This is a genomic window from Sulfitobacter sediminilitoris (assembly GCF_010667575.1).
GTDB classification, from domain to species: domain Bacteria; phylum Pseudomonadota; class Alphaproteobacteria; order Rhodobacterales; family Rhodobacteraceae; genus Sulfitobacter; species Sulfitobacter sediminilitoris.
On the sequence record NZ_JAABNT010000001.1, the window covers coordinates 352,507 to 365,274 of the forward strand.

A 12,768-nucleotide genomic window follows, 5' to 3' on the forward strand; every position below is an offset into this window, starting at 1 on the left:
GGGCCGACAAAAGGACAGCCGCACCTTCCTCCCTAGGTGCGGCTGTTTCTTTTTCGCGCGGCCCTATCCAAAGCGATAGATATAGCAGCATCTGAACCTTGGCGAAGAATACGAAATATCAGTTTCGGCAGATAGGAAACGGTCCGGCCCCCCCCCCCGCACGCTCTCCCGCCACAAAACGCGGATGATCTAAAACGGCACGTCGTCGCAGCCGGTCAGGAACCGCGAAACAACCTTCTTGATGCCCGCTTTCTCGAAATCGACCTCAAGCTTGTCGCCCTCGATCCCGATCACCGCCCCATAGCCGAACTTCTGGTGGAACACCCGTTCGCCCATGACAAAGCTGCTGACCGCATTCATATCGATAACGACATTCCGCGCTTCAGAGGGCTGCGATACGCCACGCTGGCCGCTGCGTGCCTGCAAACGTCGCCAGCCCGGTGAATTATAGACATTCGCCTCGGCCGCTTTTTCATGCAGGTCCGACCGCATCATGTCCTGCATCTTGGGCGAGGCCGTTGCGGCCATTCCTGCCGCGCCATAGCCACCGCCATAAAGACCGGGAGGCGTCAACACCTCCACGTGATCTTCTGGCAATTCGTCGATAAAGCGCGACGGCATGGAGCTTTGCCACTGGCCGAATACCCGCCTGTTTGCCGCAAAAGAGATCGTACACAGCTCTTCGGCGCGCGTGATCCCGACGTAAGCCAGTCGCCGCTCTTCTTCCAAGCCCTTGATGCCGCTTTCATCCATGGATCTTTGCGATGGGAAAAGCCCGTCTTCCCACCCCGGCAGGAACACGGCAGGAAATTCAAGCCCCTTGGCCGCGTGCAGGGTCATGATCGACACTTTCGCGCCGCCATCGTCACTTTCATTGTCCATGATCAGGCTCACGTGCTCAAGAAATCCCTGAAGGTTCTCGAACTGCTCAAGCGCCTTCACAAGTTCCTTGAGGTTTTCAAGCCGCCCCGGCGCTTCAGGCGTCTTGTCGTTCTGCCACATGCCGGTATAGCCGCTCTCGTCCAAGATAATTTCGGCCAGTTCCACATGGCTGATCTCGGGCGGACCATATTCGACCCGCGCCGGTCCGCTCTCATCGTCCAACACCTCGCTGTCGGTCTGAACCGGCATCGCAGGGCCGCGCAGCATCTTGTTCCAGCGGTCAATCCCGTCGATGAGACGCCGCAATTGTGCGCCGCCCTTGCCGCCCAATCCGTCATGGGCCAACAGAATACGCGCCCCTTCGACAAGGTTCACGCCGTGCTCGCGGGCGGTCACCTGTATCTTCTGCTGCGCCTTGTCACCCAAACCGCGCTTGGGGGTGTTCACGATCCGCTCAAAGGCAAGATCGTCATCGGGGCTGGTCACAACGCGGAAATAGGCCATCGCGTCGCGGATCTCCATGCGCTCATAGAACCGTGGCCCGCCGATGACACGGTAAGGCAAACCAATGGTCAGGAACCGGTCCTCAAAGGCACGCATCTGGTGGCTCGCACGTACGAGAATCGCCATCCGGTCCAGATCAATCGGATCCATCCCGCGTGTGCCCCGCTGCATCGCCTCGATCTCATCCCCGATCCAGCGCGCCTCTTCCTCGCCGTCCCAATGGCCGATCAGGCGCACCTTCTCGCCCTCTGTTGCCTCGGTCCAAAGCGTCTTGCCCAGTCGTCCTTCGTTGCCTGCAATCACTCCTGACGCTGCGGCGAGGATATGCGGGGTCGAGCGGTAGTTCTGTTCCAGACGCACCACGTGGCTTCCCGGAAAATCCGTCTCGAAACGCAGGATGTTGCCCACTTCGGCCCCGCGCCAACCATAGATCGACTGATCGTCGTCGCCGACGCAGCAGATGTTCTTGTGCCCCTGCGCCAGCAGCCGCAGCCACAGATACTGCGCCACGTTGGTGTCCTGATATTCGTCCACCAGAATGTACTTGAACCAACGCTGATACTGCGCGAGCACGTCCTCATGGGTCTGGAAGATCGTGACCATGTGCAAAAGCAGATCGCCGAAATCGACCGCGTTCAGCTCCTTCAGCCGCGTCTGATACTGCGTATAAAGCGCCACCCCACGATGGTTATAGGCCCCCGCATCCGCAGCCGGCACCTTGTCCGGCGTCAGCGCGCGGTTCTTCCAGCCGTCAATGATCCCAGACAACATCCGCGCAGGCCAGCGTTTGTCGTCGATCCCGTCGGCAGCCACCAACTGCTTCAGCAACCGCAACTGGTCGTCTGTATCCAGTATCGTGAAATTTGACTTGAGCCCCGCCAGCTCCGCGTGCCGCCGCAATAGCTTCACGCAGATCGCATGAAAGGTGCCAAGCCATGGCATTCCTTCGACCTGCTGACCCAGCATCTGTCCGACGCGATTTTTCATCTCGCGCGCAGCCTTGTTGGTAAAGGTCACGGCAAGCACTTCGTTGGGTCGCGCACGCCCAGTCGCCATCAGATGAACGATCCGCGTGGTCAAGGCCTTGGTCTTGCCTGTCCCCGCCCCCGCCAACATCAACACAGGGCCATCCATCTGTTCGACGGCGGCGCGCTGTGCCGGGTTCAGCCCATCAAGATAGGGTGCCGGCCGCGCGGCCATGGCGCGGGCGGACAATGATGCGCTCTCAAAAGCGTCCATTTCATCAAAACTGCTCATAGCAGATAACCTAGCCAGATTCCCCGAAAAGGGAAAGACCATGTTCGCGTGATGTTCCCCCTTTCCACCTCTGCCACTGCCTTTGGTGTTGCCCACGCACCAAACCCGCCCCTGCGCTATCTCTCGCGGTGCCGGTACCTTTGCCGACCCCCGGCACACCTCTGGCGTGCCTCTGGTCTCTCGCGGTGCTGGCACCTCTGGCGTGCCTCTGGTCTCTCGCGGTGCTGGCACCTCTGGCGTGCCTCTGGTCTCTCGCGGTGCTGGCACCTCTGGCGTGCCTCTGGTCCGGAGCCGCCTTCGCTTGAGCACGTCAGGGCGGAGGGACAGCCGTTTGCCAAGAAAAATCGCGGAGGCTCCCGGCTTGCCGGGATACCGCTATTATTCTTGGGAAGCGGATGGCGCTCTGCCATGCACGGGATCAATCGAAGGCGGCTCCGGACCCTCTGGGACGGTGAGCCTGAAGCCCTCCACCCCCGCTGCACTGTGCCGCCACTGACTGCCGACCGCGCCCTCCTTGCCCTTGGAAGGCGAAAAAATATCTTGCGGCGCAGCCGCCTATTCCGATCACGCACTGCTGGACAATGCCCCGCAATTTCGCACAAATGCCCGCATGGACCTGCATACTAAATACCCCGGGCTCGAAGACCTTCGCCATCGTGCAAAACGGCGTATCCCCAAGTTCGTCTGGGAATACCTCGACAGCGGCACTGGTTTCGAAGCCACGAAAGCCCGCAACCGCACGGCCCTTGACCGTATCGGCTTTCCACCCTCTGTCCTGCATGGCGAGATCACACCGGACCTGTCCACGACATTTCTCGGACACGACTTTCCGCTGCCCTTCGGCATCTCCCCCATCGGCATGTCCGGCCTGATCTGGCCCGGGGCCGAGGCGATCCTCGCGCAGGCAGGTGACAAACACGGGCTTCCCTACTGCATTTCCACCGTCGCCACCCAAAGCCCCGAAGACATCGCGCCACACATTGGGGAACACGCGTGGTTCCAACTCTACCCGCCGCGCGACCCCGACATCCGCACCGACATGCTGAACCGCGCCAAAGCAGCCGGTTTCAACGGTCTGATCCTGACTGTTGACGTGCCCGCCTCATCGCGCCGCGAAAGGCAGGTGCGCTCTGGCCTGACCAATCCGCCCACGATCACGCCGCGCATCCTTGCCCAGATCATGACCTGTCCTGCCTGGGCGATGGAGACCGCCAAACGAGGCATGCCGCGTATGCGCGGGATCGACAAATACACCGGTGCCGCCACCAAGGGCATGTCGCCCATCGCCCACATGGGTTACCTGCTGCGCACCGCCCCCGATTGGGACTACGTCAAATGGCTGCGCGACGCATGGGACGGCCCGTTCATCATCAAGGGCGTGATGCGCCCGGAGGATGCCGAAAAGCTGGACAAGATGGGCGCTGATGCCATCTGGGTATCGAACCACGCGGGCCGCCAATTTGACGCGGCCCTCGCATCGATCGAGGTATTGCCCGCCATCCGCGCCGCCACCAAACGCCCCATCATCTTCGACAGCGGGGTCGAGACCGGCCTCGACATTCTGCGCGCCATCGCCCTTGGTGCGGATTTCGTGATGCTGGGGCGCGGCTTTCATTTTGCCCTTGGCGCGCTTGGTGCGAAAGGCGTGGATCATCTCATTGATATCCTTGCCAAAGACCTTAGCGCTAACATGGGTCAACTCGGGGCAGCGGACCTGAAATCCCTCCCCCGTCCGCTCGATCTGCCCTAAAGTCAGGCACCGCAAAAATAATCTGGCTCCTGTACCCCACGGCACACTGAAAAACCTTACAGAAATGTTACAGACTACGTAGTTGCGGGTATTGCGTAGCCCCGCGTGCTGCCTATGGTGCAGCCAAATTCTGCTGTCCGGAGACCCCCATGCCCGATTTCAAGAAGATCCTTGTCGCCAACCGCGGAGAGATCGCCATCCGCATCATGCGCGCCGCCAACGAGATGGGCAAAAAGACGGTCGCTGTCTATGCCGAGGAAGACAAGCTCGGCCTGCACCGGTTCAAGGCGGATGAAGCCTACCGCATTGGCGAGGGGCTAGGCCCTGTTGCTGCGTACCTGTCAATCGACGAAATGATCCGCGTGGCCAAAGCCAGCGGCGCAGACGCAATCCACCCCGGCTACGGCCTTCTGTCCGAGAACCCCGAATTCGTCGACGCCTGCGAGAACAACGGCATCACATTCATCGGCCCCAGGGCCGAGACCATGCGTGCCTTGGGCGACAAGGCATCAGCCCGACGCGTTGCGATGGAAGCCGGCGTTCCAGTTATCCCCGCCTCCGAGGTGCTGGGCGACGACATGGACGCGATTCGCAAGGAAGCCAAGGAAATCGGCTATCCGTTCATGCTCAAAGCCTCTTGGGGTGGCGGCGGTCGCGGGATGCGCCCGATTTACGAAGAATCCGAGCTGGAGGAGAAAATCCTCGAAGGTCGCCGGGAGGCCGAGGCCGCCTTTGGCAATGGAGAAGGCTATCTGGAAAAGATGATCCAGAAGGCGCGTCACGTCGAAGTGCAGATACTTGGCGACAAACATGGTGAGATTTACCACCTTTTTGAGAGGGACTGCTCCGTCCAGCGCCGCAACCAGAAGGTCGTCGAACGCGCCCCTGCGCCCTACCTTACCGAAGACCAACGCGCCGAGATCTGCGAGCTGGGCAAGAAAATCTGCGCCCACGTGAATTACGAATGCGCAGGCACGGTCGAGTTCCTGATGGATATGGCCGACAGCAAGTTCTACTTCATCGAAGTGAACCCCCGGGTGCAGGTCGAACACACGGTGACTGAAGAAGTCACCGGTATCGACATCGTGCAGGCGCAAATCCTGATCGCCGAGGGCAAAACCATTGCTGAGGCGACCGGCAAAGCCACGCAGGCGGACGTGCGCCTCGACGGTCACGCGCTGCAGACCCGGATCACCACAGAGGATCCGCAGAACAATTTCATCCCTGACTATGGCCGGATCACCGCCTTCCGCGAAGCGACAGGCATGGGCATCCGTCTCGACGGCGGCACCGCTTATTCCGGCGGCGTGATCACCCGCTATTACGACTCTCTGCTGGTGAAAGTGACCGCCAAGGCCCAGACCCCCGAAGCTGCCATCGCGCGGATGGACCGCGCCCTGCGGGAATTCCGCATCCGGGGCGTCAGCACCAACATCGCTTTCGTCGAGAACCTGCTCAAGCACCCCACGTTCCTGAACAACGAGTATCACACCAAGTTCATTGACGAGACGCCCGAGCTTTTCCAGTTCTCCAAGCGCAAGGACCGTGGCACCAAGGTGCTCACCTACATCGCGGATATCACCGTGAACGGCCATCCCGAGACCAAGGGCTATCCGCGTCTGTCCCCGACGATCCGCCAACCCAAGCCGCCGGAGAACCGTGCGGAGCCGATGATGGGCACCCGCAACCTGCTGGAACAAAAAGGCCCGCAAGCCGTCGCCGACTGGATGGGCCAGCAGCGCCAGCTTCTGATCACCGACACCACCATGCGCGACGGGCACCAGTCCCTTCTGGCCACCAGGATGCGCTCCCACGATATGATCAAGGTCGCCCCTGCCTATGCGGCAAACCTTCCGACGCTGTTCAGCGTCGAATGCTGGGGCGGCGCGACCTTTGATGTCGCGTACCGCTTCCTGCAGGAATGCCCGTGGCAGCGCCTGCGCGATCTGCGTGAACGCATGCCCAACATCATGACCCAGATGTTGCTACGCGCCTCCAATGGCGTGGGCTACACCAACTTCCCGGACAATGTGGTGCAGTTCTTTGTAAAACAGGCTGCAGAAAGCGGTGTGGATGTCTTCCGCGTTTTCGACAGCCTCAACTGGGTCGAGAACATGCGCGTCGCCATGGACGCGGTGATCGAGGCGAACAAGGTCTGCGAAGGCACGATCTGCTACACTGGCGATATCTTTGACCCCGACCGCGCGAAATACGACCTGAAATACTACGTCCAGATGGGCAAGGATCTGAAAGCCGCAGGGGCGCACATCCTGGGCCTCAAGGACATGGCGGGCCTTTTGAAACCTGCGCAGGCCCGCGTTCTGGTCAAAGCCCTCAAGTCCGAAGTGGGCCTGCCCATCCATTTCCACACCCATGACACCGCCGGCATCGCCTGCGCGACGATCCTTGCGGCCTCGGACGCGGGCGTCGACGCCGTCGATTGCGCCATGGACGCGCTGTCGGGCAACACAAGCCAAGCCACCCTCGGCTCCGTCGTCTCGGCCCTGCAACATACTGATCGCGATACGGGTCTAAGCATGTCCGCCATCCGTGAAATCTCTGACTACTGGGAAGAGGTCCGCCACCAGTATGGCGCCTTCGAGACCGGGATGCAGGCTCCAAGCTCCGAGGTTTACCTTCACGAAATGCCCGGTGGTCAGTTCACCAACCTCAAGGCACAGGCCGCGTCATTGGGTCTTGAGGATCGCTGGCCCGAAGTGGCGCGCACCTACGCGGATGTGAACCAGATGTTCGGCGATATCGTGAAGGTGACGCCATCGTCGAAGGTTGTCGGCGACATGGCCTTGATGATGGTCAGCCAGGGCCTCACCCGGGCGGACGTCGAAGACCCAGACACAGATGTGGCCTTTCCCGATAGCGTCATTGACATGATGCGCGGCAACCTCGGACAGCCCCCCGGCGGCTTTCCTGAGGCAATCATCAAAAAGGCGCTAAAGGACGAAGAGCCGAATACCGAACGCCCGGGAAAACATCTTGAACCTGTTGATCTTGAAGCGACACGCAGCTCCTTGTCTGATGAACTCGACGGCATGGCGATCGACGATGAGGATTTGGCGGGCTACCTGATGTATCCCAAGGTTTTCCTTGATTACATGGGGCGCCACCGCCAGTACGGCCCGGTGCGCAGCCTGCCCACCCAAACCTTCTTCTATGGCATGGAACCGTCTGAGGAGATCAGCGCCGAGATTGACCCCGGCAAGACGCTGGAAATCCGCCTGCAGGCGGTCGGCGAGACCAACGAGGACGGCGAGGTAAAGGTGTTCTTCGAACTCAACGGCCAGCCCCGCGTGATCCGCGTACCAAACCGTCTGGTCAAGGCCACCACCATACAGCGCCCCAAAGCCGAGCCTGGCAACGAGAATCACATCGGCGCGCCGATGCCCGGTGTTGTGGCCTCCGTTGGCGCGGTCGTCGGCCAGCAGGTTCACGCGGGCGACCTGCTGCTGACCATCGAAGCGATGAAGATGGAAACCGGTATCCATGCCGAGCGGGATGCGGTTGTGAAGGCTGTGCACGTGCAGGCCGGGGGCCAGATCGACGCCAAGGACCTGCTGGTGGAACTGGAGTAGATGCGCCTTTCGGCGCTCACTCTGATCGTCCCAAGCTACGATGAAGGCATCGCCTTCTTCTGCGACACCATTGGCTTTGAGCTGACCGAGGATATCGATCAGGGCCACAAGCGTTGGTCCGCGTCACCCCATCAGGCGGCGGCGCGGGTTTCATCCTGGCCGCGCCCGGCAACGCAAAACAACGCGCCACCATCGGTCAGCAAGGCGCGGGACGCGTCTGGCTGTTCCTGGAAACAGACGATTTCGCCACTGCCCACGCCCGCCTCGAAGGCGCCAATGTTCATTTCGAAGAAACCCCGGGAATAGAGCCTTGCGGCACCGTCGCCGTCTTCCGGGACCCCTTCGGCAACCGCTGGGACCTGATCCAGTTCACCTGAGCCCCATCCCTCCGGTCTGGAGCCACCCTTGCTTGAGCACCAGGCGGGCGGAGGGGTGACGGCTTGCCAAGAGAAATCGCGGAGGCTCCCGGCTTGCCGGGATACCGCTATCTTTCTTGGGAAGGCGGCAGCACTCTGCCAGACAGGGGATCAATCAAGGGTGGCTCCAGACCGGAGGGATGGTGAACCCGCAGCCCTCCACTGCCAGACGCACGCGCCCACGGTCGCCGCATCCCTCAAAGCGAAGAAGCGCCAGCCGATGAGCGCGCCGCCGCGCGCAACAGATTGCCACATTGCCGCCCATCAAAGACCCGCTATCTTGGCAGTCAGCAAGCATACGGAACCAGACCATGCCCTACAAATGGACAACAGCCCCCGAAAGTTCGGCGCAGGAAATGCGCCTGTGGCCGCATCAATCACTGCCTGCCAAAGGCTTTGCCGCCTTTATCCTGACGACCTTTACGCTGATCCTGATCCCGACCATGACACTACTGGGGACGATACTGCTGTGGGGCATCCTGCCCTTCGCGATGCTGGCCGTTGCGGGGATGTACTTTGCACTGCAATCCAATCACAAATCCCGCCAGATTGAAGAAGTCCTGACACTTGACAACGATACCGCCCGCCTGATCCACACCACGCCCAAGGGCGAGGTCAAGGAATGGGAATGCAACCGCTACTGGACCACCGTCACCAAATACGAAAAGGACGGCCCGGTGCCACAGTACGTCACCCTGCGCGGTGAGGGCCGCGAGGTCGAGATCGGCGCGTTCTTGAGCGAAGAAGAACGGATTGAGCTTTTCGACGATCTACAGCGCTCGCTAAAGCGCTAACCCATCGCCTCGGCCAAGGCGTCAAAGACAATTCGCAAGCGCCTGCTGGTACTCAACTCACGGTGAGCGACCAGCCAGATCTCGTACTCAAAAGGCTTCATCCATGGTGCCGCTGGCACCAGATTTGGCATCTCGTCCGCCACCCCTTGCGTTATGATCCCGATACCCAGCCCTTGCTGCACCATCTGCCATTGAACAAGGATCGACGCGCTTGTCAGGACAAACTGGTCTGCGCGGACAGGAAGGCCCGCAGCATTCAACCCCTCAACCAACCGTGCGTTTTCAGAAAAGCCAATGAATTCCGCCTCTGCCAGTGTTTCGGGCCCATCAAGCGGTCCGAATTTTCCAAGATAGGCCGGCGTCGCAAAAAGCTGCCCGGTACCCGATTTCAGCTTGCGCGCGATCAGTTCGGGGTCCGTGGGGCGCACATTGCGCAGCGCGATGTCTGCCTCGCGCCTGCGCAGGTCGCGGACATCATTGCTGGCAACAACATCGATATGGATACCCGGATGGTCGCGACGCAGTTGTGCCAGCACGGGTGGCAGATCGTAGGCCGAGATGACTTCACTCGCCGTGATGCTGACCTGCCCTACCACCGATTGGGACTGCCCTGTAGCGACCCGCGACAGCCCGGCTGCCGCCTCTCCCATCGCGCGGGCATGTTCGATCATCTCCAGACCAGACGGCGTCAGCGTCAATCCACCTGCCGCCCGCTCAAAAAGCGCGACGCCCAGCTCATCCTCAAGTCCGGCCACCTGTCGCCCCAGCGTCGGCTGGGTCAGCCCCAAAGCCCGCGCCGCTGCCGACAACGAACCTTCCTCTGCTGTGACTAGAAAAGCCCGCGCGCGATTCCAGTCAAAAGTTACCAAACGCCAATCCATGCAAAAATGCATATCTATTGAACAAAAATTGTCAATTCCAATGCGTTTATTTATGGTCTACCCAGCCGGTAGTTAATGACCGAAGTCGGAGAGCCCGCCATGACTGCCTCACTCCCTACCGCCCGTGACGCCCGTTTTTGGGACCGCATCGCGCCCCGCTATGCCAAAAGCACCATCTCCGATCAGGCCTCTTACGAGTACAAGCTGCGCGAGACCGCAGAACTGATGCACCCGGACATGCAGGTACTTGAGATCGGCTGCGGTACCGGCTCCACCGCCCTTCACCACAGCGCCAAGGTGGCGCACATCCACGCCACCGACCTCGCGGGCGGCATGCTCGACATCGCGCGGACCAAGGCAGCGGCAGCCGGCGTGCGCAACGTGACCTTCACGCAAAGTGCCGCCGAGGATATTCCGCTCGATTGGGGGCAGTTCGATATGATCATGGCCCACAGCATCCTGCATCTGCTGCGCGATCCAGCTCGCGTAATACGACAAATGGCTGCGCGATTGGTTCCGGGCGGATATCTTGTCACCAGTACGGTATGCATGGCCGACGGCCTGTCATTTTTCAAACTGATTTCGGTACCCGGCCGCGCCCTCGGCCTACTGCCGTTGATTACCTACCTGTCGGAGAAAGACTTGCGCGCGGCAATGACCGATGCGGGGCTGGAGATGCACACGCAATGGTGTCCCGGCCCACGAAAAGCTGTCTTTATGATCGCGCAAAAACCAACATGACAAAGCGAAAGGGAGAGAGCACCTCCCCTTTTGTTCAACCATCACTTTAAGTTTACGAGATAAATATCTGATGGAGTGCCGAAAAACTAAATCAGCTTAGGCGATCCTTTACCGCCGGACCGACTGCGCCAAAGTCCATCTGACCGGTATATTTCGATTTCAGGGCGCCAATCACCTTGCCCATGTCACGAATGCTTTCGGCGCCGATATCGGCAATGGCGGCATCAATCGCGGCGTTGGTTTCTTCTTCGCTCAACTGGCGCGGCAGAAATTCTTCGATGATCGCGATTTCCTTGCGTTCCTGCTCGGCCAGGTCAAGCCGCCCGCCTTCTTCATATGCGCGGGCCGACTCCTGGCGTTGTTTGACCATTTTGCCAAGGATCGCGAGGACCTCTGACTGCGGGACCCCATCGTCGTTCCCGTTGGCGCGTGCCGCGATATCCTTGTCCTTGATCGCGGCATTGATCAGCCGAAGCGTGCTCAGCCTGCCCGCGTCCTTGTCTTTCATTGCCTGTTTGAGAGCGTCCGAGATGCGCGTGCGCAGAACCATGACAAGTCTTTCCCTTGCGATTGAATTTTCAAGTTTCGCAACATAGCCAATGCGCGGCAGACAGGCAATGGGGGTATCGTCGCGTTAAGTCCTTGTTTTTATATGAAATCTCATTTCCGCTTCGGCCTTGACCCTGCCAGCCGCGACAAGTAGTTTCCGCATCGTTTACCCTGTCATACCCTGCCGGAGGCTGCCCCATGATCGCGCCCGCAACTGACCGCCCGACCGCCTGCCTTGCTCTTGCGGACGGATCACTCTTCTACGGCATGGGCTTTGGCGCCACGGGCCAGACCGTGGCAGAGTTGTGCTTTAACACTGCCATGACCGGATATCAGGAAATCATGACGGATCCTTCCTATGCCGGGCAGGTCGTGACCTTCACCTTCCCCCATATCGGCAACGTGGGGACAAACCCGCAGGACGATGAGACCGGCGACCCCGTGGCCGAGGGCATGGTGGTTAAATGGATGCCGACGGATCCGTCGAACTGGCGCAATGTGCAGCCGCTGTCTGACTGGCTGGCCTCGCGTGGGCGCATCGCGATCGGCGGCGTCGATACACGCCGCCTGACCCGTGCGATCCGCCATCAGGGCGCACCGCATGTCGCCCTTGCCCATGATCCCGAAGGCAATTTTGACATCGAGGCGCTGATCAAAGCCGCCCGCAGCTTTGCCGGGCTTGAGGGCATGGATCTGGCCAAGGACGTGACCTGCGCACAATCCTACCGCTGGGATGAGATGCGGTGGGCATGGCCGGACGGCTTTCCCAAGCAGACCGACCCCAAACACAAGGTCGTTGCGGTGGATTACGGTGCGAAACGCAACATACTGCGGTGCCTTGCGTCAGCGGGCTGCGAAGTGACGGTGCTGCCCGCCAGTGCAACCTTTCAGGACGTGATGGCGCATAATCCTGACGGTGTGTTCCTGTCAAACGGTCCCGGCGATCCGGCGGCGACCGGCGCATACGCCGTGCCGATGATCCGCGATGTGCTGGACAAGACGGAACTGCCCGTTTTTGGCATCTGCCTTGGTCACCAGATGCTGGCCCTCGCCCTTGGTGCCAAGACCATCAAGATGAGCCACGGTCACCACGGTGCCAACCACCCGGTCAAGGACAACGACACAGGCAAGGTCGAGATCACCTCGATGAACCACGGCTTTGCCGTGGATGCCCAGACCTTGCCTAAGGGTGTCGTGGAGACCCACGTTTCGCTCTTTGATGGCTCGAACTGCGGGATTCGCATGGCTGATCGTCCAGTATGGTCCGTGCAGCACCATCCCGAGGCATCACCCGGTCCGCAGGACAGCTACTATCTGTTCGAACGCTTTGCCGCCGCAATGGCAGATCGTACACAGGCAAAGGAAAAAGCCTGAGCAGCGGGACATGGCCCGACGCCATTAACT

At 60.4% G+C, this 12,768-nt stretch carries 8 protein-coding genes and 1 pseudogene; 6 read left to right on the forward strand and 3 right to left on the reverse strand.

All coding sequences use genetic code 11. From position 1 onward, the window contains the following. Positions 1-189 precede the first annotated feature (189 nt). Positions 190-2,643 (reverse strand): ATP-dependent helicase, encoded by a 2,454-nt coding sequence (locus tag GV827_RS01745; protein ID WP_164351965.1) that lies wholly within the window; start codon positions 2,641-2,643, stop codon positions 190-192. A gap of 610 nt (positions 2,644-3,253) precedes the next feature. Here GV827_RS01745 and GV827_RS01750 point away from each other — a divergent pair. The 4 genes and pseudogenes from GV827_RS01750 to GV827_RS01765 all read left to right on the forward strand — a co-directional run bounded on the left by GV827_RS01750 (position 3,254) and on the right by GV827_RS01765 (position 9,193). Then, positions 3,254-4,393 (forward strand): alpha-hydroxy acid oxidase, encoded by a 1,140-nt coding sequence (locus tag GV827_RS01750; protein ID WP_164351966.1) that lies wholly within the window; start codon positions 3,254-3,256, stop codon positions 4,391-4,393. Between the two features lie 149 nt (positions 4,394-4,542). Then, positions 4,543-7,983 carry a pyruvate carboxylase gene (locus GV827_RS01755; RefSeq protein WP_164351967.1) on the forward strand — a complete coding sequence of 1,147 codons (3,441 nt, stop codon included), beginning with the start codon at positions 4,543-4,545 and terminating at the stop codon, positions 7,981-7,983. Continuing rightward, positions 7,984-8,360: pseudogene (locus tag GV827_RS01760) on the forward strand (VOC family protein). It abuts the gene before it with no gap. 350 nt (positions 8,361-8,710) lie between these two features. Further along, positions 8,711-9,193, forward strand: coding sequence for a DUF2244 domain-containing protein (locus GV827_RS01765; protein ID WP_164351968.1), 483 nt, complete (start codon positions 8,711-8,713; stop codon positions 9,191-9,193). Here the strand turns inward: GV827_RS01765 and GV827_RS01770 are convergent. After that, positions 9,190-10,074 (reverse strand): LysR family transcriptional regulator, encoded by an 885-nt coding sequence (locus GV827_RS01770; protein ID WP_204325665.1) that lies wholly within the window; start codon positions 10,072-10,074, stop codon positions 9,190-9,192. The two genes, GV827_RS01765 and GV827_RS01770, sit on opposite strands and share 4 nt — an antisense overlap. Positions 10,075-10,173: 99 nt before the next feature. Here GV827_RS01770 and GV827_RS01775 point away from each other — a divergent pair, with 99 nt between their 5' ends. Next, positions 10,174-10,815 (forward strand): class I SAM-dependent methyltransferase, encoded by a 642-nt coding sequence (locus GV827_RS01775; RefSeq protein WP_164351970.1) that lies wholly within the window; start codon positions 10,174-10,176, stop codon positions 10,813-10,815. A 91-nt stretch (positions 10,816-10,906) separates the two neighbouring features. On the opposite strand, the gene GV827_RS01780 is transcribed toward GV827_RS01775, so the two are convergent. Beyond that, on the reverse strand, positions 10,907-11,365 hold the full coding sequence (locus tag GV827_RS01780) for a GatB/YqeY domain-containing protein (protein ID WP_164351971.1): 459 nt from the start codon (positions 11,363-11,365) through the stop codon (positions 10,907-10,909). A gap of 197 nt (positions 11,366-11,562) precedes the next feature. Here GV827_RS01780 and carA point away from each other — a divergent pair, with 197 nt between their 5' ends. Continuing rightward, on the forward strand, positions 11,563-12,738 hold the full coding sequence (gene carA, locus GV827_RS01785; RefSeq protein WP_164351972.1) for a glutamine-hydrolyzing carbamoyl-phosphate synthase small subunit: 1,176 nt from the start codon (positions 11,563-11,565) through the stop codon (positions 12,736-12,738). The last annotated feature ends 30 nt before the right edge of the window (positions 12,739-12,768 follow it).